Annotated in this window: 24 protein-coding genes; 11 read left to right on the top strand and 13 right to left on the bottom strand. The window is 65.7% G+C overall.

The window, feature by feature from the left end:
• The first annotated feature begins 5 nt into the window (after window positions 1–5).
• A complete protein-coding gene (locus ACTJI5_RS12795) occupies window positions 6–899 on the top strand; it encodes a LysR family transcriptional regulator (RefSeq protein ID WP_440860582.1) in 894 nt (297 codons plus the stop codon).
• Between the two features lie 180 nt (window positions 900–1,079).
• On the opposite strand, the gene ACTJI5_RS12800 is transcribed toward ACTJI5_RS12795, so the two are convergent.
• From ACTJI5_RS12800 to ACTJI5_RS12810, 3 genes are read right to left on the bottom strand one after another with little or no spacing between them, the layout of a single operon-like run.
• Window positions 1,080–1,739: an HAD-IA family hydrolase gene (locus ACTJI5_RS12800; RefSeq protein ID WP_440860583.1), complete on the bottom strand. Its 660-nt coding sequence runs from the start codon at window positions 1,737–1,739 to the stop codon at window positions 1,080–1,082.
• Between the two features lie 15 nt (window positions 1,740–1,754).
• A complete protein-coding gene (locus tag ACTJI5_RS12805) occupies window positions 1,755–2,159 on the bottom strand; it encodes a hypothetical protein (RefSeq protein WP_440860584.1) in 405 nt (134 codons plus the stop codon).
• A 47-nt stretch (window positions 2,160–2,206) separates the two neighbouring features.
• Window positions 2,207–3,310, bottom strand: coding sequence for a DUF2855 family protein (locus tag ACTJI5_RS12810; protein WP_440860585.1), 1,104 nt, complete (start codon window positions 3,308–3,310; stop codon window positions 2,207–2,209).
• Between the two features lie 56 nt (window positions 3,311–3,366).
• Here ACTJI5_RS12810 and ACTJI5_RS12815 point away from each other — a divergent pair, with 56 nt between their 5' ends.
• On the top strand, window positions 3,367–3,750 hold the full coding sequence (locus tag ACTJI5_RS12815) for a DUF488 domain-containing protein (protein ID WP_440860586.1): 384 nt from the start codon (window positions 3,367–3,369) through the stop codon (window positions 3,748–3,750).
• Here ACTJI5_RS12815 and ACTJI5_RS12820 read toward each other — a convergent pair.
• From ACTJI5_RS12820 to ACTJI5_RS12830, 3 genes are read right to left on the bottom strand one after another with little or no spacing between them, the layout of a single operon-like run.
• Window positions 3,747–4,436, bottom strand: coding sequence for a VIT1/CCC1 transporter family protein (locus tag ACTJI5_RS12820; RefSeq protein ID WP_440860587.1), 690 nt, complete (start codon window positions 4,434–4,436; stop codon window positions 3,747–3,749). The two genes, ACTJI5_RS12815 and ACTJI5_RS12820, sit on opposite strands and share 4 nt — an antisense overlap.
• 36 nt (window positions 4,437–4,472) lie before the next feature.
• On the bottom strand, window positions 4,473–4,937 hold the full coding sequence (locus ACTJI5_RS12825; protein ID WP_440860588.1) for a GlcG/HbpS family heme-binding protein: 465 nt from the start codon (window positions 4,935–4,937) through the stop codon (window positions 4,473–4,475).
• A gap of 25 nt (window positions 4,938–4,962) precedes the next feature.
• Window positions 4,963–5,883, bottom strand: coding sequence for an SMP-30/gluconolactonase/LRE family protein (locus tag ACTJI5_RS12830; RefSeq protein ID WP_440860589.1), 921 nt, complete (start codon window positions 5,881–5,883; stop codon window positions 4,963–4,965).
• 46 nt (window positions 5,884–5,929) lie between these two features.
• Here ACTJI5_RS12830 and ACTJI5_RS12835 point away from each other — a divergent pair, with 46 nt between their 5' ends.
• Both ACTJI5_RS12835 and ACTJI5_RS12840 read left to right on the top strand, forming a co-directional pair.
• Window positions 5,930–6,529 carry a TIGR02466 family protein gene (locus tag ACTJI5_RS12835; RefSeq protein ID WP_439513839.1) on the top strand — a complete coding sequence of 200 codons (600 nt, stop codon included), beginning with the start codon at window positions 5,930–5,932 and terminating at the stop codon, window positions 6,527–6,529.
• Window positions 6,530–6,666: 137 nt separating this feature from the next.
• Window positions 6,667–8,100, top strand: a complete 1,434-nt coding sequence (locus tag ACTJI5_RS12840; RefSeq protein ID WP_440860590.1) for an NAD-dependent succinate-semialdehyde dehydrogenase — start codon at window positions 6,667–6,669, stop codon at window positions 8,098–8,100.
• 181 nt (window positions 8,101–8,281) lie between these two features.
• Here the strand turns inward: ACTJI5_RS12840 and ACTJI5_RS12845 are convergent, their stop codons facing one another.
• The gene (locus tag ACTJI5_RS12845; RefSeq protein ID WP_440860591.1) at window positions 8,282–9,043 is read right to left on the bottom strand and encodes an SDR family oxidoreductase; all 762 of its coding nucleotides are present in this window, start codon (window positions 9,041–9,043) and stop codon (window positions 8,282–8,284) included.
• Window positions 9,040–9,411, bottom strand: coding sequence for a dihydroneopterin aldolase (locus ACTJI5_RS12850; RefSeq protein ID WP_310255019.1), 372 nt, complete (start codon window positions 9,409–9,411; stop codon window positions 9,040–9,042). Before ACTJI5_RS12850 ends, ACTJI5_RS12845 begins: the two co-directional genes overlap by 4 nt.
• 89 nt (window positions 9,412–9,500) lie before the next feature.
• Here ACTJI5_RS12850 and ACTJI5_RS12855 point away from each other — a divergent pair, with 89 nt between their 5' ends.
• From ACTJI5_RS12855 to ACTJI5_RS12870, 4 genes are all read left to right on the top strand, one after another.
• Entirely contained in the window at window positions 9,501–10,004 is a 504-nt protein-coding gene (locus tag ACTJI5_RS12855; protein WP_058539674.1) for a GNAT family N-acetyltransferase, read from the top strand.
• A 225-nt stretch (window positions 10,005–10,229) separates the two neighbouring features.
• Window positions 10,230–10,814 (top strand): DUF1285 domain-containing protein, encoded by a 585-nt coding sequence (locus tag ACTJI5_RS12860; RefSeq protein ID WP_440860592.1) that lies wholly within the window; start codon window positions 10,230–10,232, stop codon window positions 10,812–10,814.
• On the top strand, window positions 10,814–11,398 hold the full coding sequence (locus ACTJI5_RS12865; protein ID WP_440860593.1) for a CoA pyrophosphatase: 585 nt from the start codon (window positions 10,814–10,816) through the stop codon (window positions 11,396–11,398). The genes ACTJI5_RS12860 and ACTJI5_RS12865 overlap by 1 nt, the downstream gene beginning before the upstream one ends.
• On the top strand, window positions 11,395–12,603 hold the full coding sequence (locus ACTJI5_RS12870) for a CCA tRNA nucleotidyltransferase (protein WP_440860594.1): 1,209 nt from the start codon (window positions 11,395–11,397) through the stop codon (window positions 12,601–12,603). The genes ACTJI5_RS12865 and ACTJI5_RS12870 overlap by 4 nt, the downstream gene beginning before the upstream one ends.
• Here ACTJI5_RS12870 and ACTJI5_RS12875 read toward each other — a convergent pair.
• Window positions 12,576–14,258 (bottom strand): putative bifunctional diguanylate cyclase/phosphodiesterase, encoded by a 1,683-nt coding sequence (locus ACTJI5_RS12875; RefSeq protein ID WP_440860595.1) that lies wholly within the window; start codon window positions 14,256–14,258, stop codon window positions 12,576–12,578. The two genes, ACTJI5_RS12870 and ACTJI5_RS12875, sit on opposite strands and share 28 nt — an antisense overlap.
• Before the next feature lie 89 nt (window positions 14,259–14,347).
• Window positions 14,348–16,648, bottom strand: a complete 2,301-nt coding sequence (parC, locus tag ACTJI5_RS12880) for a DNA topoisomerase IV subunit A (protein ID WP_440860596.1) — start codon at window positions 16,646–16,648, stop codon at window positions 14,348–14,350.
• A gap of 224 nt (window positions 16,649–16,872) precedes the next feature.
• On the opposite strand from parC, the gene ACTJI5_RS12885 reads away from it, so the two are divergent.
• Window positions 16,873–18,207 (top strand): acyltransferase family protein, encoded by a 1,335-nt coding sequence (locus tag ACTJI5_RS12885; RefSeq protein ID WP_440860761.1) that lies wholly within the window; start codon window positions 16,873–16,875, stop codon window positions 18,205–18,207.
• A 65-nt stretch (window positions 18,208–18,272) separates the two neighbouring features.
• On the opposite strand, the gene ACTJI5_RS12890 is transcribed toward ACTJI5_RS12885, so the two are convergent.
• The 3 genes from ACTJI5_RS12890 to ACTJI5_RS12900 form a co-directional block, all read right to left on the bottom strand.
• A complete protein-coding gene (locus ACTJI5_RS12890; RefSeq protein ID WP_440860762.1) occupies window positions 18,273–18,710 on the bottom strand; it encodes a GIY-YIG nuclease family protein in 438 nt (145 codons plus the stop codon).
• A gap of 70 nt (window positions 18,711–18,780) precedes the next feature.
• Complete coding sequence (gene ctrA / locus ACTJI5_RS12895; protein WP_037513859.1) at window positions 18,781–19,488, bottom strand: response regulator transcription factor CtrA; 708 nt, start codon at window positions 19,486–19,488, stop codon at window positions 18,781–18,783.
• A gap of 182 nt (window positions 19,489–19,670) precedes the next feature.
• Window positions 19,671–20,618: a LysR family transcriptional regulator gene (locus ACTJI5_RS12900; protein WP_440860597.1), complete on the bottom strand. Its 948-nt coding sequence runs from the start codon at window positions 20,616–20,618 to the stop codon at window positions 19,671–19,673.
• Between the two features lie 141 nt (window positions 20,619–20,759).
• Between ACTJI5_RS12900 and ACTJI5_RS12905 the strand changes: the two genes are divergently transcribed.
• Both ACTJI5_RS12905 and ACTJI5_RS12910 read left to right on the top strand, forming a co-directional pair.
• Window positions 20,760–21,455 (top strand): pirin family protein, encoded by a 696-nt coding sequence (locus ACTJI5_RS12905; RefSeq protein ID WP_440860598.1) that lies wholly within the window; start codon window positions 20,760–20,762, stop codon window positions 21,453–21,455.
• Between the two features lie 122 nt (window positions 21,456–21,577).
• Window positions 21,578–22,174: an FMN-dependent NADH-azoreductase gene (locus tag ACTJI5_RS12910; protein WP_440860599.1), complete on the top strand. Its 597-nt coding sequence runs from the start codon at window positions 21,578–21,580 to the stop codon at window positions 22,172–22,174.
• The last annotated feature ends 4 nt before the right edge of the window (window positions 22,175–22,178 follow it).

Below are 22,178 nucleotides of genomic sequence, written 5' to 3' on the forward strand. Positions count from 1 at the left end.
AGACGATGTCTATCAATCGCGTCTCGCTCTATCATCTCGAAACTTTGCTCTGGATCGACCGGCTCGGCACCTTTTCGGCGGCGGCCGAGCGGCTGAACACCACCCAGCCGACGGTGTCGGCGCGGATGCGCGAGCTCGAACAGCGCCTCGGCACCGCGCTGTTCCGCCGTGAAGGCCGCGCGATGTCGCTCACCGCGGCGGGGCGCAAGCTGGTGCGCGACTGCGACCCGCTGCTCCGCGACATGCAGGTCGCGCTGCTCGGCAGCGGCGGATATGGCGAGGCGAGCGGGGTGGTGCGCATCGGCGCCGGCGAAATTGCGGCGGCAAGCTGCCTTCCCGCCTTCGTCGCGGGATTGAAGGCCGATATGCCGGGTGTCGGGCTCGAAATCGAAATCGACCTCACCGCGAACCTGATCCAGCAGCTTTTGACCGGCCGCACCGACATCGCCTTTGCTGCGGGACCGATCGCCCACCCCGCACTGAAAACCAGCCCGATCGGCGCGGTCGAACTCGTCTGGCTCGCAAGCCCTGTGGTCGCATCGGCCTTTGCCGGTGGCGAAGCTACGCTCCCCGTCTGGTCGCTCGCCAGCCATTCGCCGATCCATGGCCGGATGCGCGAGGCGATAGCGGCGTCGCGCATCGCGCAGAAATCATTGAACCTCTGCAACAATGCGCGCACGATGATCGACATCGCGAAGGCGGGCGGGGGGATCGGCATTTTTCCGCAACCGATGGTGCGCGGGGAGGTCGCGAGCGGCGCGCTCGCCCCAATCGACGGCATGCCGGCCTTGGCCCCGGTCGAATTTCACGTCGCGATGCGCGTCACCGACACCGAACCTGTCCTCACGCAAATCTTCGAGCGCGCGGCGAAGCTGAATCTTGCGGAGGCGGTGGTCTGATCCGGACGGCAGGATCGACCGGAAGCTGCCCTTCCTTTCATCGTCATCCCGGACTTGATCCGGGATCCATAGCTGCGCCGTCGTCGTGGATCCCGGATCAAGTCCGGGATGACGAAGTGGAGCAGTTCGCCGTCAACTCACCACCCCAAACCGTCATTCATTGCGTGATCGAAAGACCGGTCAGGGCAATTCCATCCCCAGCACCGCCGACAGGTCGGCGAGCGCCTGCTCGCCGCTCGTCACCTTGATCGCATGCATGCCGAGCGCGCTCGCCGGTTTGCAGTTGATGCCAAGGTCGTCGAGATAGATGCACTCGCCGGGTTCGACGCCAAGCTTTTCGCACATCATCAGATAGATCCGCGGGTCGGGTTTGCGCACCCCCGCCTTGCTCGATTCGATAACATGCGCAAAGCGCGCCATGATATCGGCGACCTCGATCGCGGCCTCTTCGCTGCGTGTCATCCCCGCGCCGAGAACGCCCATCTTGCCGCCGGGGACATTGTTCGTGATGCACGCGATGGTGAAGCCGCGGTCCTTCAGCGTATCGAGCGCCGCGACCATCGCCGGACGCACCGCGCCCGCGATGACGGCAAGCACGGCTTCGCCTTCAAGGTCATGCCCCAATGCGCGCGCTTCTTCGGCGAACAATGTGTCGAAGGTCGCGGCGTCGATCTCCGCACGTTCGAACTTCGCCCAGGCGTTATCGTCGGGATCGGCGCTGTTAACGCGGCGCACGAAATCGCGCGGCAGCCCGCGTTCTTCTTCAAGGCGATTGAAGGCTTCGAACGGCGACGCCGTGATGACGCCGCCGAAGTCGAATATCACCGTCGTGTAAGTCATGCGGGAGAAAGAACCTTATTTCTTGGCGGGGGTGGCGACGCGATTGCCCGACCAGCTGGCGTCGTCGATAGTCAGGTCGAGCCGGTCGGGCGAACGTACCGTATCGAGCAGGAAGACCGACGGCCCGCTCGCGGCGAGGATCGCGTCCATCGCTTGCTCGAGCGGGATGGTGACGGTCGGGATGCGCGGATAGTCCGATTTGATCTCGACCTTGTTCGGCCCCGTGCGCGTGACGGTGATCGTGACATTGTCCCGCGATGATCCGCGCGCATCGGATGCCACCGCGCCCTTATATGTGCCGGCGACGCGGTCGGCGAGATCGGCCTTCCGCGCGGGTGCGGCCTTGGGCGGTTCGGCAAGCGCGGCTCCCGCCGGAAGCAGGAGTGCGAGCGACGTGGCGAAAGCGAGAATGCGAAGCATGGTCTGTCCTTTCGTGCGGCGGTGAAAGGGACTGCTCCCCACGACCCTCATGGAACGACGACGATCCCTTTCGCGGGGTCGGCCTGTCCCGAGAGCATCTCCCGATAGGCGGCAAGCGCCGCCTCGCCGCCGCGGCGTTTATCGACCGAAGTCAGCCGCGGCGCAACGTCCATGAACGCCAGCCAGGCTTCGGCGATCTTCTGTCCGAACGCCGGACCGCCCCAGTCGGCGATGCGCTTCTGGCTGCGCCCCGGGGCGAAAAAGCCCTGGCGCTCGGGGCCGGGCAGCCCTTCGCCATCGGCCTGCGCATCCCAGTGCGACTTGCCGACGACGATCGATGCCTGAAGCTGCCCTCCGAAATGGCTGTGGACGGTTCGCGTCACGGCGCCATTGCCCGCCATATCGACGAGCGCCGCGGGGGTGGTCGCGTTCAGCGTCATGATCTGGTCATAGCTGATGACGCGGTCGTAGATGCCCCGCGCGGCGAGGGCGTCGACATTGGCCGCGCTCGTCAGACCGATCGTTTCGGGCCGCTCGGTGCGCAGCTTGAGCGCGAAGCCGAGGCCGATCGCGGTCTTGCTCGACGCGCTGGCGATCAAAATCTGCTGGACGCCATAATCGCCCTCATCCTCGAACTGGTCGGCGATCAGCCAGCCGGTCAGGAACAGCGGACGGAACACCGGCCAATAATCATGGTCGGCGGCGCGATAATCGGGCAGCGCCTCGATCCGCTGATAAGCATTATAGATGGGGGGCAGGGTGGTGCGCCGCGGCGTCACATCGGTGAAGCCGCCCGGCCCCGCCTTGCCAACGGTCAGCACCGCGCCCTCCGCCATCGGATAATAGCCATAGAAGCGGTCGCCGACCGACACCCCCTCGGCGGCGCTTTCGGTCACCGTCGCAAAGCCCCAGACCGGCAGGCGGCCGGGCGTATCGCGCTCGGCGAAGAAATCCCAATAGCCTTGATCATTTCCGAACAACCCGGCGGGTTTGCCGAACACCGCATAAGTGATGTTGTTCGCGGTCATCGCATAGCTGCCCAGATGCACGCGAACCTGTCCCGGTGCGAGCGGCGCGCCCGCATCCTCGACCAATTTGGCTTGCGTGATATCGTCGCGATCGATGTCGATCGCCCAGCTCTTTGCGCTCATTCCGGACCCCTCCGATTGTCTTGCCCGCGAATGCGGGATGATCGATAGTCATACAGATGGCACCGCCCCTGACAATCGCGGTCAAACGCATCCACGAACCGGCCGGTCCCGGTGACGGCACGCGTTTCCTCGTCGACCGGCTGTGGCCGCGCGGCGTGTCGAAGGAGAAGGCGGCGCTCGCGGCGTGGCTCAAGCCGCTGTCGCCGAGCGATGGGCTGCGCAAGCGTTTTCACGGCGAGACCGCCGATTCGGACGAGGCATGGGATGCGTTCCGCCTCGACTATTTCGCCGAACTCGACGCGGGCGGTGAGGAGGTAAAGGCGGCGCTCTTCACGCTCGACGCCGCGGCGAAGGCCGGACTGGTGACCTTGCTTTATGCCGCGAAGAGCGAGCAGCGAAACAACGCCGTCGCGTTGCGTGAGTGGTTGGAACGGCGCTAGCCCACCGTCGTTCCGAGCAGAGATCCGATCGCGATCGTCACCGCCATCGCCATCGCACCCCAGAAGGTGACGCGAACGACCGGACGCAGCATTGGGGCATTGCCCGCCCAGGCGCCGAGTGCGCCGAGGATCGCGAGAAAGACCAATGACGCCGCCGATACGGTGAGGGGCAGCGTATCGCCCTGATCGACGAGCACCGTTGCAAGCGGCAACGCCGCGCCGATCGCAAAGCTTGCTGCAGAGGCGGCGGCCGCCTGGACCGGCCGCGCCGCCATCGCGTCGGTCATGCCCAGCTCGTCACGCAGATGCGTGTCGAGCGCGTTATGCTCGGTCAGCTGCACCGCGACCTGCTCGGCGAGTGCGCGGTCGAGTCCGCGCTCCTGATAGATTAAAGTCAGCTCTTCGAGCTCGAATTCGGGATCGGCCGCGAGATGCCGTTTCTCCAGCTCGACGTCGGACCTTTCGGCATCGCCCTGCGAACTCACCGACACATATTCGCCCGCCGCCATCGACATCGCGCCGGCAACCAGCCCCGCGGTACCGGTGACGAGGATCGATGACTGCGACGCCCCCGCCGCCGCGACCCCCGCGATCAGGCTCGCGGTCGACACGATCCCGTCGTTGGCACCGAGGATCGCGGCGCGCAGCCAGCCGATCCGCGTGACGGCGTGGGTTTCCTCGTGCATCTGCGGCGCTCCCCGTTGCAGGAGGCGCCATGACCGTCAGCGGGCGCGCTCCGATTGGAGTCCTGCTGCCGCGATCCCGGCGGCGGCGCAAGCGGCATCGTCGGCCGGCGCCTCGCCCGACGCGCCGACCCCGCCCAGCCGGGTGCGGCCGTCGGCGGAGAAGACCGGAATGCCGCCCGGCACAGTGACGACATGCGGCGCATCGGCGAAGCCCGGCGTGCCCTTCGCCGCTTCCTCCATCCCGCTCGTCGCGAAACCCCATGCCGCGACCGCGCGCGCCTTTTCGAGCGAGAAGTCCATCATGCCGAACGCATTGCCGTCCATTCGCCACATCGCGACCGGATGGCCGCCAAGGTCGACGACCGCGATCGCATGGCCCTGACCCTTGGCGCGCGCGTGCGCCGCGCAGCCCTTGACGATCGCATCGGCCTGTTCGGCATTCAGACCCTGCGCACTCGCGGGCGCCGCGATCAGCAACGCCGCCATCCCCACGATTCTCATCCTCGCCTCCCGAACGGGCGCGGGGTCAGTACTGCAGTTGCAGCCCCGGTCTGGCCCAGCGCGTCTTCACGAGCCGGCCCGTGCCCGACAGGGTGATATAGGCATCCTGCCGGTCGGGTCCGCCGAAGGCGATGTTGGTGGTGAAGATATCGTCGGTCGCGACAAATTCGACGAGCGCGCCATCGGGGCCGACGACCGAAATGCCGCACTCGCCGATCGTCGCGACGCAGATATTGCCGTTCGCTTCCATCGCGAGGCTGTCGAAGAATTTATAGCCCGCGGGGCGATAGAGCGGGATGCCGGGGCCGCCGGGTCCCGCGGCATCGTCGACCTTGCCCGGCGCGATAATGTTGAACTGGGTGAGGCGGCAGGTGTAGGTTTCGGCGGCGTAGAGCTTGGTCCCGTCGGGCGAGATGCCGATGCCGTTGGGATTATAGCTCGGGAAGATCACTTCCTCGATGAAGCTGCCGTCGGCCTTGGCATAGAAGATGCCGACGATGTCGTGGCAGCGCGCGGCATAATCGACCTTGCCATGATCGGTGAACCAGAAGCCGCCGTGCGCGTCGAACATGATGTCGTTCGGGCCGCGCAAAACGACGCCATGATCGCCCGACTTGTACAGCACCTCGACTTCGCCCGTCTCGATATCGATACGCTCGATCCGCCCGCCCGAATAATCGTCGGCGATCCCGTGCGGGGCGAGATAGCCGTTCGATTCGACATAGTTGAACCCGCCGTTGTTGCAGCAATAAAGCTTGCCGTCGGGACCGATCGCGAGGCCGTTGGGACCGCCGCCGGGGGTCGCGATGACCTCTTTCCGGCCGCCCGGCCAGCAGCGTGTGATGCGCTTCGCCTCGATCTCGACGACGATGACGCTGCCGTCGTCCATCACCACCGGCGCCTCGGGAAAGCGCAATCCGTCGGCGATCAGTTCAAACTCGGCCATCCCCATCTCCCTTGCGTGTCCGCACTTGCTGTGCTTTGCGGCCATCATGCCCGTTCGCACGCTCTTCGCCACCAATTTCTACGAGGCCGATATCGGCACGCCCGACCTGCTCGAAGAGCTGGAGGAAAGCAGCCGCCTGTTCGCCGAGGAGGATGGCGCGGGGCGGCGCTGGAGCCGCGACCACGGCTATAAGGGCTACACCAGCTACGCGAGCCTCGGCGACCTGCCCGAGCGCGATCCTGCCTTCTATGATCTGAAGAAGCTGCTCGACAAGGAAGTGAAGGCGTTCGCCAAGGCGTGCCACTTCGACCTTGCGAAACCGCTCAAGCTCGACAGCCTGTGGGTCAATGTCCTGAAACCCGGCGGCACGCATAGCGGCCATATCCACCCGCACAGCATCGTATCGGGAACCTTCTACGTCGCCGTCCCCGCGGGATCGGGCGCGCTGAAACTCGAAGACCCGCGCCTCGCGATGTTGATGGCCGCACCCGGCCGCACCGACGATGCGCCCGAGCATCTGTTGCCCTTCATTTATGCCGAGCCCGCCGCGGGGCGCGTCTTCCTCTGGGAAAGCTGGCTCCGCCACGAAGTGATGCCGCATTCGGGCAAGGGCGAACGGATCAGCATCAGCTTTAACTATCGCTGAGCCGGTCCTATATGGGCGCCATCTGACCACCCCATTCCCGTTCGTGTCGAGCGAAGTCGAGACACCCATCGGCGTGGTGCGAGGTCGAGGGGCATCTCGACTTCGCTCGATGCGAACGGTTCGGATAGGAATATAATATGACCGCGACCTACGACGCCGACCTCCAGCTCTTCATCAACGGCGCCTGGCGGAGCGGCGAGGGACGCGACGAGCGGCCGGTCTATAACCCCGCGACCGCGGGCACGATTGCCGAGCTGCCGGTGGCGACGGCGGCCGACCTCGACGAGGCACTCGCCGCGGCGGACCGCGGCTGGCCCGTCTGGCGCGCCAAGACCCCCGACGAGCGCGCCGCGCTGATGCACAAGGCCGCTGGTATCATCCGCGAGCGCGTCGAGCATATCGCGACCTTGCTGACGCTCGAACAGGGCAAGCCGATCGCCGAGGCGCGCGGCGAGGTGCTGTCGGCGGCGGGGCTGTTCGACTATTTCGCCGAGCAGGGCAAACGCATCGAGGGCCGCGTGCTCCAGCGCCCGGCGGGGCAGCGCGCGATGGTCACCAAGCATCCGGTCGGGCCGGTCGCGGGCTTCAGCCCGTGGAACTTCCCGGTCAACCTGATGGTCAAGAAAATCGCCCCCGCGCTCGCCGCGGGCTGCGTCGTGATCGCGAAGGCGCCCGAGGAAACGCCGGGCTGCACCAGCGCGATCATGCGCTGCATTGCGGACGCGGGCATTCCGGGTGACGTCGTCCAGCTCGTCTACGGCGACCCCGACCAGATCAGCCGGCATCTGCTGGCGAGCCCGGTGATCCGCAAGGTCAGCTTCACCGGTTCGACCGCGGTCGGCAAGCATCTGATGAAGCTTGCCGCCGACGGGGTGAAGCGGATCACGATGGAACTCGGCGGCCATGCCCCGGTGCTGATCTTCGACGATTGCGACCTCGAAGCCACGCTCGACAAGGTCGTGTGGCAAAAATTCCGTAACGCCGGCCAGGTCTGCATCTCGCCGACGCGCTTCTATGTGCAGCAGGGCATCTACGACGCGTTCGTGAAGGGCTTTGCCGAGCGGACGGCGAAGGTGAAGATCGGCAGCGGCCTCGATGGCGATACGCAGATGGGCCCGCTCGCCAACGCGCGCCGCATCCCCGCATTGGAAGCGCTGGTCGCCGATGCCAAGGCCAAGGGCGCGCGCGTCATCGCGGGCGGCGAGGCGACGGGCAACGGTTATTTCTTCCAGCCGACCGCGATCGCCGATGTGCCGGTTGAGGCCGATGCGATGAACCACGAACCCTTCGGCCCGATGGCGCTGATCCGGCCCTTCGGCACCGAGGATGAGGCGCTCGAACAGGCGAACCGGCTGCCCTACGGCCTCGCGGCCTTCGCGTTCACCGAGAATGGCCGCCGCATCAATCGCATCGTGGACACGATCGAAAGCGGCATGGTCGGGGTGAACAGCTTCGTGATCTCGACGCTCGACACGCCGTTCGGCGGGATCAAGGAATCGGGCTTCGGCAGCGAAAGCGGGCCCGAGGGACTCGACGGCTATCTCGTTACCAAGGCAGTGCATATTTATTAATGGATCGTCGCCCCCGCGAAGGGCGACAAGAGTCACGTGCCTCTGGTCGCGGCCGCAACCGGCCTTTCACTTTCATCGTCACCCCGGACTTGATCCGGGGTCCCGCTTGAAATCGAAGCCGGTCGCCGCCTCAATAAGCGGGATCCCGGGTCAAGCCCGGGATGACGACAGAGGTGTGTGGCTAATCCCGCTCCAGCGCCACGAAATCGCGCGCCATCGGCGCCAGATGCGCGCCGCCGTCGACGAAGATCGTCTGCCCCGTCACCGCCTCGGCGCGCGCGAGATAGACGACCGCATCGGCGATCTGCGCCGGCGTCGGCAGCGCGCCGAGCGGCATAAGCTTCGCCAGTCGCTCGACCTGCGCCGCCGAATAATCCTCGGTCGCCATCGTCAGCCCCGGTGCCACGGCATTGACCCGCGCGCGGTTCCCGAACGCGACCGCGAGCGTCGCCGTCGCCTGCCACAGCGCCGATTTCGACAGGCTGTACGCGACTTGGTCGGGCACTGGATGGAGAACGCGCTGATCGACGATATTGACGATCGCCGGGCGCTTGCCTTCGCTCGCCGCGACGAGCGCCTTCGCCAGCATCACCGGCGCATGATGATTGACCTGCATCATCTCGGCGAGCGCCGCAGCCGACAGGTCTGTCCACTCGCCCTCGGCAAACAGCGCCGCATTGTTCACGAGCAGGTCGGGCGCGCGGCCGAATTTCTCGATCACCGCGGGGATCAGCGCATCGACCGCCGCCGGATCGGCGAGGTCGGCGGCAAAGCGATGGGCGAGGGCGCCGGTCTCGGCCAGCGCCTCGGCCAGCACCGGATCGGCGTCGCCCGGACTGCGCTTGTGAATCGCCAGCGCATAGCCCTCGCGCGCCAGCCGCGCCGAAATCGCCGCGCCGACGCGGTGCAGCCCGCCCGTGACGAGAGCGAGCTTTTGCGTCACTTCCGCACCCGCCGCATCGTGATGCCGATCTCTTCGCCTTCCTCGGCGATCGCGAGCTTGACGATCTTGACCTCGACCTCGTGGACCTTGTCGTCCTGCAGGAACAAAGTGTCGATGATATGGTCGGCGACGCTTTCGATCAGCACGAAATGGACGTCCTTGGGTATGCCCTCGGTCGCCGCGAATTTCAGGTGCATATAGTTTTTCGACGCGCTCAGCGGCGTCGTCGGATCATAATGGTCGGCCATTGCCAGCTTCGCGCGCACCGAGATGCGCAGCGGTTGCGGCAGATGGGTTTCTTCGGAATAAATGCCGGTCAGCACCTGGACGGTCAGCCCGTCCACTTCCAGCCATAAACTATCGGTCACACGGTCATCCTGTCGAGCGGTGCGACATTCGGCTTTGCAATACCGACGCCGGACCCTAAAGCGCCGCCGCATTAGCGAAAGGGTACGCGTTGGTCGAGTTACTTCCATTGTCCGATATCGAGCCGCAGGCCGTCGAGGATCTCCTCGACGCCGCTTTCGGAACGGATCGCTTTGGACGAACCGCCTATCGCATCCGCGAAGGCGTGGATGCGGTGCCCGAACTCAGCTTTGCGCTGGTCGAGGATGGCGCGCTGGTCGGCACGATCCAGTGCTGGCCGGTCGCGCTCCGTGCGCCCGATGGCGGCGAAGCCCCGCTGGTGATGGTCGGTCCGGTGGCGATCCGCCCCGACGTCCAGCGCGGCGGCCATGGCCGCGCATTGATGGCGCAGATGCTCGATGCCGCAGAAACCCAGGCCGACGGCGCGCTGATGATGATCGGCGATCCCGAATATTATGGCCGCTTCTTCGGCTTTACGGCCGATGCGACGGGCGAATGGGATTTGCCAGGACCGTTCGAGAAACGCCGCCTGCTCGCGCGGGCGGTGAACGGCCACAGCCTGCCGACGGGCGCGGGCATGATCGGACCGCGCTGATGTTCCTCCCCCTCGATGGGGGAGGCAGCGAGACTTGGCAGCTTGCTGCCTAGTCGCAGCGGTGGGGGTGCGCTCGGCCTGAAACGACGATGCAGGGTCGCGCCATCACCCCCATCCAACTCCGCCTAAATCCGCTGACGCGGATGAGGCTTCATATCCTTCCCCCATCAAGGGGGAAGGCAACCCCGGGGTTGCACCCGCCATCCTTCCCCCTATGTCGGAAACATGGTCACCCCCGCACCGTCGCTTCCCAAGGAATTTTCGCAGCTCTCGCTGACCGAAGCCGCCGAACAGCTCGCGGCGCGCAAGCTGCCGCCGGTCGAACAATGGCATCCCGAACGGACCGGCGACAGCTTCATGGAAATCCGCGCCGACGGCAGCTGGTATCACGAAGGCGGCCGCATCAATCGCCCCGCGATGGTCAGGCTCTTCTCGACGATCCTGCGTCGCGAAGCCGACGGCAGCCATGTTCTCGTCACCCCGGCTGAAAAGCTTTCGATCGCGGTTGAAGACACGCCCTTCCGCGCCGTCGAGATGAAGAGCGAAGGCGGGGGCGACGCGCGCAAGCTGGTCTTCCGTCTCGATACCGACGATCTCGTCATGGCCGGCGCCGACCACCCGCTGAACTTCGGCAGCGATGCCGACAATCCCAACCCGCGGCTGCACGTACGCGGCACGATCGGCAACGGGCTCGAAGCGCGGATCGACCGTGCGCTCTACTACGAGCTCGTCGAGATGGCGCTCGCCGAGGACGCCGATAAGCCAGCGATCTGGTCCAACGGCGTACGCTTTCCGTTGGTCGACGGCTGATGCTCTCCGAAAAGCTGCGCGCCGCGCTCGATAATCTGCTCCCCGACGCCGGCGAGGACGAAGCCTATCTCGGCGCCCCGACCTTGCGCGATGCCGCGGTGCTCATCGCCTTCACCGACCGGCCCGATCCCGGCGTCATCCTGACCCAGCGGCCGCAATGGCTGCGCAGCCATGCGGGGCAGGTCGCCTTTCCGGGCGGCAAGATCGACCCCGGCGACCGCGATGCGATCGACGCGGCGCTGCGCGAGGCGGAGGAAGAAATCGGCCTCAACCGCCGCGACGTGATGGTCGCCGGCGTCACCGAACCCTATCGTTCGGGCAGCGGCTATATCATCACCCCGGTGCTCGGCGTCATCCCGCCCGACCTGCCGCTCGACCCCAATCCCGACGAAGTCGAGGACTGGTTCGAGGTGCCGCTCGATATCCTCTTCGATCCCGACAATTATGCGCGCCAGCATGCGAATTTTCAGGGACACGACCGCCATTATTATGACATGGACTGGCAGGGGCGACGGATCTGGGGCGTGACGGCGGGAATCATCATCAATCTGGCGCGGCGGATGCCGGCGGGGTGGCACCGATGACCGCGCTGCCCGCCGCCGAGTGGCGCGATCGGCCCGGATTGCGGCGCATCGTCGCCGCGCTGGCCGCCGATGGCGGCGCGGTGAAGATCGTCGGCGGCGCGGTACGCGATACGTTGCTCGGCCTCGCGGTCACCGACATCGACCTCGCAACCCCGCTGCTGCCGCTGGAGGTAACGCGGCGGCTCGAGGCGGCCGATATCAAGGTCATTCCGACCGGCATCGCGCACGGCACCGTCACCGCGATCGCCAGTGGCGACCATCATGAAATCACGACATTGCGCCGCGACGTCGAAACCGACGGACGCCGCGCGACGATCGCCTTCGCCGACGACTGGCGCGACGATGCGGCGCGGCGCGACTTCACGATCAATGCGCTCTATGCCGACCCCGATACCGGCACGGTGGATGACTGGTTCGGCGGCCTTGCCGACCTGAAAGCGGGGCGCGTTGCGTTCATCGGCGACCCCGCGACGCGCATCGCCGAGGATCATTTGCGCATCCTGCGCTTCTATCGCTTCGCCGCGCGTTTCGGGCGCGGCGACCTCGACGCCGTGAGCCACGCCGCCGTGGTGACCGCGCGCCAGTCGCTCAAAAGCCTGTCGCGCGAACGGATCGCCGACGAGCTGCTCAAGATCTTGTCGCTGCCCGATCCGCGCGCAATTGTCGGGCAAATGGCCGCCGACGGGATTTTCGAGGTCTTGCTGCCCGAACGCGATGCCGGCTTCGCCGCCGCGTTCGACCGGCTGGTGGCCAATGAGGAAGCCGCGGGCGTGGCCGTCGCGCCTTTGCGCCGCCTATCGGCGCTGCTGCCCGCCGACGCCGCCATTGCCGAACAGGTCGCGAGCCGGCTTCGCCTGTCGACGCGCCAGCGCAAACATCTCGCCGCGCTCGGCGGACGCCGCGCCGATACCGTCAGGCCGGTCCGCCAGCTGGCGCATGCGATCGGGGTCGACGCCGCGCGCGACGTGCATCTGCTCGCGGACGATGCGGCTTCGGCACGCACGGCGGTCGAAGCACTATCGGGCTGGACCGTCCCCGAAATGCCGCTCAAGGGCGGCGACATCGTCGCGCGCGGGATTGCGGTCGGCCCCGAGGTCGCGCGCATTCTGAAAGCGGTCGAGGCCGAGTGGGTGGCGGAGGATTTCCCGGACGTCGCGCGCGTCGCCGAGTTGGTCGATCAGAAGATCGGCCGCACCAGCGACTGACGCCAATAATCGAGCGCGTCCTTGCCATCCATCGGCCGCGCGAACAGGAAACCCTGCCCGAAATCGCAGCCGAGCGCCGACAGCAACCGCGCCTGGTCGGCGGTCTCGACGCCTTCGGCCGTCGTGCGCATGCCCAGCACTTCCGCCAGGCTCTGGATCGTGCGGACGATTGCCACCTTGTCGCGGTCGTCGACCATATGTTCGACAAAGCTGCGGTCGATCTTGAGCACGTCGATCGGCAGGCGCTGGAGATAGGCGAGGTTCGAATAGCCGGTGCCGAAATCGTCCATCGCGACGCGCGCGTCGAGCGCCTTCAGCTCGCTGAGCACCGACAGCGCGAGGTCGGGATCGCCGATGATCGCGCTTTCGGTGAGTTCGATCATCAGCCTTTCGCCGCCGATCTTATGGCTTTCAAGCGCTTGCCGCACCACCGCGGCGACATCGTCGCGCACCAGCTGGATCGCCGAAACATTGACCGAGAAATAGCAGTCGACGATTCCGCCGCCATTCTGCTTGTCCCAGTCGGCGAGCACCGCGGCGGCCTTGCCGATCGCCCATTGGCCGAGCGGGACGATCAGACCCGAATCCTCGGCAATCGGAATGAATTCGGTCGGCGAAACCGAATGGCCGCTGCTTGTGTCCCAGCGCGCCAGCGCTTCGAACCCGGCAACGCGGCCGCTCGCCAGTTCGATCAGCGGCTGGAAGGCGAGGTGGAGCCGGTCTTCCTCGATCGCGTTGCGCAGCTCGGTTTCCATCCCGAACCGGTTGTCCGACAGCATCGCGGCTTCGGGTTCATAGATTTCGATGCGGTCGGTCTGCTTCGCGCGTTTGAGCGCGATCTGCGCGTGGCGGATCTGATCGGCGACATCGGTGTCAGCTGCCGGCTGGATCGCGCAGCCGAGCGCGCAGTCGACGCTGACCTTCAATTCGCCGATGCGGAAGGGGTGGTCGAAACAACCGCGGATGCGCCGCGCCATTTCGCGCACATCGGCGCGGCCGCCCACGACGCGCGTCGATATGGCGAATTCGTCGCCGCCGGTGCGCGCCAATATGTCGCCGCTGCGAAGGCTCGATTTCAGCCGCCGCGCGACGGTGATGATCAGCTCGTCGCCGGCCATCGGCCCGATATGTTCGTTGATGCGGCTGAACCGTGCGAGGTCGAGCAGCAGGATCGCATGGTCGGCGACGCCGACGTCGGTGATCGAGCGCTGTTCGACGAGTTCCTCGAACCCGGCGCGGTTGGGAAGCCCGGTCAGGCTGTCGGACACCAGCTCGCGGCGCAGGTTGCGCTCGGTCATCATCTCCTGCGTCCGGTCGATCAGCGTCAGCAGGAACAGCCCGTCATCGCCCGATTCGGTGGGCAGCGGGCCGATCGAGCCGCGCAGGTCGCGCGCCGCGGGCCCTTCGCCGAGCTGGCAGGAAAATTCCTGCGATTCGTCCGTATATTGCGATGCGCGCTCGATCGCGCGCAGCATTTCGATCGGCGCCTCGACGCCCGCGGGCGACAGGCTCAACCGGTCGAACGCGGCGTTGCTTGCATGGAGCCGGAAATTGCCGCGCGCCATCGGTCTGATCAGCGCGGCCGGAACGGGCAACGCGTCGATCCAGCCGACGAACAATAAGGGCCGGTCTTCGCCGGTTCTATCGATAGGCATAACAGAGGGTTTTGTGCGACCTTTCCCCATTGCCCAATGCCTAGGTCACGGGAAGTAAAGAAGGGATTTACGGCAATAACGAAATACGTTCAGCCGAAACGATTGTTCCTCGGAAAACCGGTCGGAGGCATCCGTCCGGCGGCGCCGCGCGCGACGCGCCACGGTGCCAGGTCGGTTTCGGTGCGCGTGCGGCCGGTGTCGCCGCCCATCGCCCAGCTCAATCCGTCGGCAAAGGCGAAGCTGACCGCGTCGGACAGCCCGCCGTCGCGGTAGCGTTGCAGCATCACGCCCTGCCCGCGCGCCATCACCGGAACCTCGGCGAGCGGGAAGACGACGAGCTTGCGATTTTCGCCGACCACCGCGACGCTGTCGTCACTCGCCGAAACCGGCCGGACGATGGCGAGCGCGGCCTTGGGCTTCAGGTTGACGACGTTGCGGCCCTTGCGCGTTTCGGCGACGACTTCGGCCATTTGCGCGACGAAGCCGTGGCCGCTCGTCGAGGCGAGCAGCAGCCGGCCATCGGCGCTCGCCGGGATCATCGCGACGATCCGCGCCTCGGGGTCGATGTCGACCATCAGGCGCAGCGGTTCGCCAAAACCGCGCCCACCGGGCAGCTTGTCGGCGCCGACGGTGAAGAAACGCCCGTCGCTCGCCGCGATCAGCAGCTTGTCGGTCGTCTGCGCGTGCGCGGCGAACAACAGCTCGTCGCCTTCCTTGAACTTGAATTCGGCCCACTGGTCGGCGGCGACATGGCCGCGCTGGGCCCGGATCCAGCCGCGTTTCGAGAGGATCACCGTCACCGGTTCCTTCTCGATCATCGCGTCGAGGGGAATGTCGCGCGCCGGTGCGGCTTCGGCAATCGTCGTGCGGCGCGCACCGAGCAGGGTCTCAAGCCCGTAAACGGCGCGCAATTTCTCCAGATCCTTGCGCAGCCGCGTCTTCTGCCGCGCAGGGCTCTCGACCAGCTTGACCAGCTCTTCGCGCTCGGCAGTCAGGTCGGCCTGTTCGCGCTTCAGCTCCATTTCCTCGAGCCGGCGCAACGAGCGCAGCCGCATGTTGAGGATCGCCTCGGCCTGCCGGTCGGTCAGGATGAATTCTTCGATCATCACCGGCTTCGGCTCGTCCTCGGTACGGATGATCTCGATGATCCGGTCGAGGTTGAGGAAGGCGATGATATAGCCCGCGACCAGCTCCAACCGGTCGTCGATTTTCGCGATGCGGTGCTGCGCGCGGCGGACGAGGACGACGATCTGGTGCTGCAGCCATTCGGTGAGCAGCTGGTGCAGCCCCATCACCTTCGGCGTGCGCGTCGCGTCGAGGACGTTGAGGTTGAGCGCGAAGCGGTTTTCGAGGTCGGTCAGCCGGTACAGGCTTTCCTTGAGGATATCCGGATCGACGTTGCGGCTCTTGGGTTCGACGACGATGCGCAGGTCCTCGGCGCTTTCGTCGCGAACATCCTCGAGAATCGGGAGTTTCTTGTCGGCGATCAGCTGCGCGATCTGCTCGATCAGCTTGCCCTTGGCGACGCCGTACGGAATTTCGCTGATGACCAGCTGCCAGGTGCCGCCTGACTGCTTCTCGATCCCGCTCTCTTCCCAGCTATCGCCGAGCTTGCCGGTCGAAAAGCGCGCGCGGACGCGGAAACCGCCGCGCCCGGTTTCATAGGCATGCGCAATCGTCTCGGGGCTGTCGACGACGATGCCCCCGGTCGGGAAATCGGGGCCTTTGACATGCTCGAGCAGTTCGGCGAGCTCGGCGCGCGGATTCTCGATCAGCACCAGCGCCGCGTCGATCACCTCGGCGGCGTTGTGCGGCGGGATGTTCGTCGCCATGCCGACCGCGATCCCGCTCGCGCCATTGGCGAGCAGATTCGGGAACAGCCCCGGCATGATCTCGGGCTCTTCGTCCTCGCCATTATAGGTCGGCTTGAAATCGACCGTGCCCTCGTCGAGCCCCTGCATCAGGTCGACCGCGACGCGCGTCAGCCGCGCTTCGGTATAGCGGTATGCCGCGGCATTATCGCCGTCGATGTTGCCGAAATTGCCCTGGCCGTCGACGAGCGGGTAGCGGAGCGAGAAATCCTGCGCGAGGCGGACCATTGCGTCATAGACCGCAACATCGCCATGCGGGTGGAATTTACCGATGACGTCGCCGACGACGCGTGCCGATTTCTTGTAGCCCTGCGACGGGTCGAGCCGCATCGCGCGCATCGCCCACAGCAGGCGGCGGTGGACGGGCTTCAGCCCGTCGCGCAGATCAGGCAGCGAACGCGCGGTGATCGTCGACAGCGCATAGACGAGATAGCGTTCGGACAGCGCGCTGTCGAACGGGGTATCGGTCATGCCGGGGACGGGTTCTGAAGGCGGAAGGTCGTCTGTCGTGCTGGCCATTGTTGGGCGCGATAGCAAGGCTGGCGCGCCAAGGCAAAGGCGAAGCGTCTTCGCTCTTGTGCCAACGCGAAGCCGCACTAGGTTCCGACGTCAACAACACCCGTCATTCCCGCGAAGGCGGGAATCCCGCTTCTCTGGCTCCAATGAAGAAAGCGGGATTCCCGCCTTCGCGGGAATGACGAAGAAAGAACCGGGCTTACGAGGGAGGAATTTTTTTGACCGAAATGGGAGCTGCCGCAACTCGCAAAAGCATCTGGTCGCGGGCCAGGGAGATGGCGCAGCAGGCGCCGCCCGAGCGCAACCGCTACGTCGATTTCCTCCGCGCGCTGTCGATCCTCGCGGTCGTCGTCGGTCACTGGCTCGTCGCCGCGCCCTATATGAAGGACGGCGCGGTCGAGGGCGGGCATTTGCTAGGCATCCTGCCGTGGACGCAGTGGCTGACCTGGGGTTTCCAGGTGATGCCGCTCTTCTTCCTCGTCGGCGGTTTTTCGAACGGCATGTCGTGGGCGGCGACGCTGCGCAAGGGCGGCAGCTACGAAAGCTGGTACAGCGGGCGGCTGCAACGGCTGATCAACCCGGTGCTCCCGCTATTCCTGATCTGGACGCTCGTCGCGATGTTCGGGACGCTTGCGGGGATCGATCGCGGCATCGTCGCGATGGCGGCGCAGCTCGCGCTGATCCCGGTGTGGTTCCTGTCGGTTTACCTGATGGTTGCGGCGGTCGTGCCGCTGACGTGGAAGGCGTGGAAACGCTGGGGCTTCGCTTCCTTCTGGGCGCTCGTCGCGGGCGCGGTGGCGATCGACGTCGCGGCGCTGCGCTTCGATGTGCCGTACGTCAATTTCCTCAACTTCGCCTTCGTCTGGCTTGCGATCCACCAACTCGGCTTCGCGTGGAGCGAGGGGCGGCTGGCGCCGGGCAGGGCGCTTTTGTGGGGTGTGGGCGGGCTGGCCGCGCTCGCGTTGCTCGTCGGCTTCGGGCCCTATCCGGTCGCGATGATCGGCGTCCCGGGAAGCGGGCTCAGCAACTCGATGCCGCCGACGCTCGCTTTGCTCGCGCTCGGCATCGCACAGGCGGGCATCGCGCTCGCGCTCGAACCCGCGGGGCGGCGGATGCTCGACAATCTCCGCATCTGGACCAGCGTCGTGCTCGTCAACGGCATGATCATGACGATCTACCTCTGGCACCTCACCGCTTTCGTGCTCGTGATGGTCGCGGCGTGGCTGCTCGGCGGGATCGGGCTCGACGTCGCGCCCGGCAGCGCCGCATGGTGGCTCGCGCGCCCGATCTGGTTCATCCTCTATATTGCGGCGCTTTTCCCGCTGATCACGCTCTTCGCGCGCTACGAACGCGCGAGCAAGGACAGCGGCGAGGTGCCGCACTGGCGCCTGATCACCGGGCTGCTCCTCATCTGCGCCGGGCTCGGCGCCACCGCCGCGATCAGCATCGCGAGCCCGCTCGGCGTCACCGGCGTACGCCTCTGGCTCGTCGCGCTACCCTTCGTTGGCGCCGCGATTGCGCAATTCGGCCCGATCCATCGGCTGACGCAATCGCAGGCGTGAGGTGCCGCGCGTGGCGGATGCTGGTCCGCTTTGGGGTCGGAAGCGGGCGGCACTACCCCGCTTCGTCATCCCGGGCTTGACCCGGGACCCGCCTTCTTTTGTCCCAACGGCAACGGGCCGAATCCAAAATCTTCGGCCAGATCGCGCCACGTTGGGTTCATCGCGATGATCAGTTCGTACTTCCAGGATCGCAGCCATCGCTTGATCCGCTTTTCGCGCAGGATGGCAGAATCCATCGTGTCATGGCCTTCGAACCAGACGAGACGCTTGATTCCATATTCCTTGGTGTAACCTTCGAAGGTCTCTTCGCGATGCTGGTGGATGCGCTGGACGAGGTTCGACGTAACCCCGGTGTAAAGCGTGCCGTGCGATGAACGCGCAAGAATATAGACGCAGGGATAGCGCTCCATCGTCACATGAAAAGGCAAGGCAGGCCCCGGGTCAAGCCCGGGGTGACGGTGAATGATGTCACTTGCCGATCGAAAACCGCCGTCGGCCGACACCGCCAAAAGAAAACCGGCGCGGATCGCTCCGCGCCGGGCTCCCTCGGTAAATCTTGCGAGTTGCTACGCGTCAGGCGACGCGGCGCACCTCATTGCCTTCGTCGTCGATATCGCGAAGGACGTAACCGCGGCCCCAGACCGTCTCGATATAATTTTCGCCGTGGCAGGCGAGCGCGAGTTTCTTGCGCAGCTTGCAGATGAAGACGTCGATGATCTTCAATTCGGGCTCGTCCATGCCGCCGTACAGGTGGTTCAGGAACATTTCCTTGGTCAGCGTCGTGCCTTTGCGGAGGCTCAGCAGCTCGAGCATCTGATATTCCTTGCCGGTCAGATGCACACGCGTCGTGTCGACCTCGACCGTCTTGGTATCGAGGTTGACCGCCAGCTTGCCCGTCTTGATGACGCTCTGGCTGTGGCCCTTCGACCGGCGGACGACCGCATGGATGCGCGCGACCAGCTCGTCACGGTGGAACGGCTTGGTGACATAATCGTCGGCGCCAAAGCCGAACGAACGCACCTTCGAATCCATTTCCGAAATGCCCGACAGGATCAGCACCGGCGTCTGCACCTTGGCGGTGCGGAGCTTTTTCAGCACGTCATAGCCGTGCATATCGGGCAGGTTCAGGTCGAGCAGGATGATGTCGTAATCATAGAGCTTACCCAGGTCCAAGCCTTCCTCACCAAGATCGGTGGTATAGACATTGAAGCCCTCGGTCGTGAGCATCGTATCGATCGCTTTCGCGGTCGTCGGCTCGTCCTCGATCAGCAGTACGCGCATTGGGCACCCCTTTTTCCCACGATAATCCCGCGAACCCGATCGCATGACCATCAAGGATGTCACCGACCAAACCCCCGTTGCAGGACTGCCGGAACATTAACCACGAAACTAATGAAGGGAAAAGGTTAATTTTGATTTAACCCGCAGAAGTCCGCGAGTCGCGGCCATTTTGCAACAGTCGCTCAGGCCGTTTTCGGATCATGGTGAAGCGCCACATAGCGATCATGTGCGCCGGTACAGGACATCTTCAGCGTGTCGACCAGATGGTCCGAAAGCGCGCGCACGCGGGCCGGGCGCAGCCGCGATGGCGGCGACAACAGGTGCAGGTGCGACTGCGGCAACGACCAGTCGGTCAGGATCGGGACGACCGCGCCCGATGCCAGTGCTTCGGCGGCGATGAAGTCAGGCAGCGAGGCGATTCCGACCCCCGCGACGACCAAGGGCACCGCGACGTCGCCATTGTTCGCGAACAGCGGTCCCGTCGGCAGCACGGTCGCCTCCTCGCCCTTACGATGGAAATGCAGCGGCATCGCGCGCTGGCGATGGCCGTAACCGATCAGCCGGTGGCCGGCGAGTTCGAGCGGATGTTTCGGGGTGCCATGCTTTTCCAGATAGGCCGGGCTCGCGATCACCGACGCCGCGACCGGCGCGATCGTCCGCGCGAGCAGGCTCGAATCGGCGAGCGGCGAAATACGCAGCGTCAGGTCGATGCCTTCGGCGACCGGATCGTTGCGCGCATCGCTCAGCAATACCTCGATCTCGACCGCGGGGTGCTGCTCGAGAAAGACCGCGAGCGGCGGGCCGAGCACCTTGATCCCGAAGCTCATCGGCGCGGCGAGGCGGATCGGGCCCGCGAGGTCGACGCGGTCGCCGCGTGCAGCTTCCGTCGCGGCGGTCGCCGCCGCGACCATCGCGCGCGCCTCGTCGAGCAGCCCCGCGCCCGCGGTCGAGACCGCGACGACGCGCGAGCTTCGGTGCAGCAGGGTAATGCCGAGCGACGCCTCGAGCCGCGTCACCGCTTTCGACACGCTCGCCTTCGACAGCCCGAGCGATGCCGCCGCCGCGGTAAAGCTGCCGCCATCGGCGACAGCGACGAAACAGGCCCAGCCTTCATAGTCGGGAAGTGCCACGCAATAGCTCCTGAATGGAAACGATGGTTTTCCATCTACGCTATTTTAGAAACGATCGAAATGCCTATTTTGTCCTCAACAGCAGCGCATCCGCATCGCCGATGTGCGCAACGATTGAGAAGATACGAAAGGACAAGGCCAATGATCGACATCCGCAAATTCGACACGCTGGGCCACGCCAACCACGGCTGGCTCGACGCCCGTCACCATTTCTCTTTCGCAAACTATCACGACCCGAAGCGTATGGGTTGGGGCGCGCTCCGCGTCTGGAACGACGATGCCATCGCGGCGCAGTCCGGTTTCCCCCCGCACCCGCACCGCGACATGGAAATCATCACCTATGTCCGCACCGGCGCGATCACGCACCGCGACTCGATGGGCAACAGCGGCCGCACCGCGGCGGGCGATGTCCAGGTGATGAGCGCCGGCACCGGCGTGACGCACAGCGAGTTCAACCTCGAGGATGAGGAAACGACGCTGTTCCAGATCTGGATCATGCCCGACCGTGACGGCGGCAATCCCGGTTGGGGTGCACGCCAGTTCCCCAAGGCCGACAGGTCGGGTCAGTTCGTGACGCTGGCGAGCGGGATCGAGGGCGATGAAGCGCTGCCGATCCGCGCCAACGCCCGCGTCGCCGCGGCGACGGTGAATGCCGGTGAGAGCGTTTCCTATGACCTCGAAGCCGGGCGCCACGCCTATCTGGTCGCCGCCAAGGGCCGCATCCGCGTCAACGGCGCGGACGCCGATCCCCGCGACGGCATCGCGCTCCGTGATGTCGGCACGATCGAGGTCGAGGCGCTCGACGACGCCGAGCTGGTGCTCGTAGACAGCATCTAAGAAGCCCCTGGGCCGCCGCCTTCCCCCTCCCTGACGGCGGCCCAACCGGTGCCGCGAGTTCTTCCCAAAAACATGGGCGGCTCGCGGCACCCCCTCTCCCCGAAGTGAAAAGGAGTACCCCGATGACCCATATTCTTCGCATCGACGCCAGCGCCCGCAACGAAGGTTCGACCACCCGTCCGCTCGCCGACCAATTGGTCAATCGCCTCGTCGAACAGGGCTATGGCGCCACCGTAACCCGCCGCGATCTCAACGCCGCGCCGCCCGCGCTGCTCACCGAAAGCTGGATCGGCGCCAACTTCACCGACGAAGCGGCGCGCAGCGACGAGCAAAAGGCCGTGCTCGCGGGGTCGGACGAACTGATCGCCGAACTCGAAGCCGCCGATACAATCGTCATCACCGCGCCGATCTACAATTTCGCAATCCCCGCGTCGCTCAAAGCCTGGGTCGACCTGATCGCCCGCGCGCGCCGCACCTTCCGCTATACCGAAGCCGGTCCCGAAGGGCTGCTGACGGGCAAGCGCGCGTTTATCGTCTTTGCCTCGGGCGGCGTGCCGCTGGGCAGCGAGGTCGATTTCGCGAGCGGGTACCTGAAGCATATCCTCGGCTTCGTCGGCATCACCGACGTCACGATCATCGCCGCCGACGGCTATATGATGGACGGTGAAGCGGTCGCTCGCGCCACGTCGGCGATCGGCGAACTGCGGCAGGCTGCCTGAACCG

It is taken from the genome of Sphingopyxis sp. 22461, from assembly GCF_052044915.1.
In the GTDB taxonomy this organism is placed as follows: Bacteria; Pseudomonadota; Alphaproteobacteria; order Sphingomonadales; family Sphingomonadaceae; genus Sphingopyxis.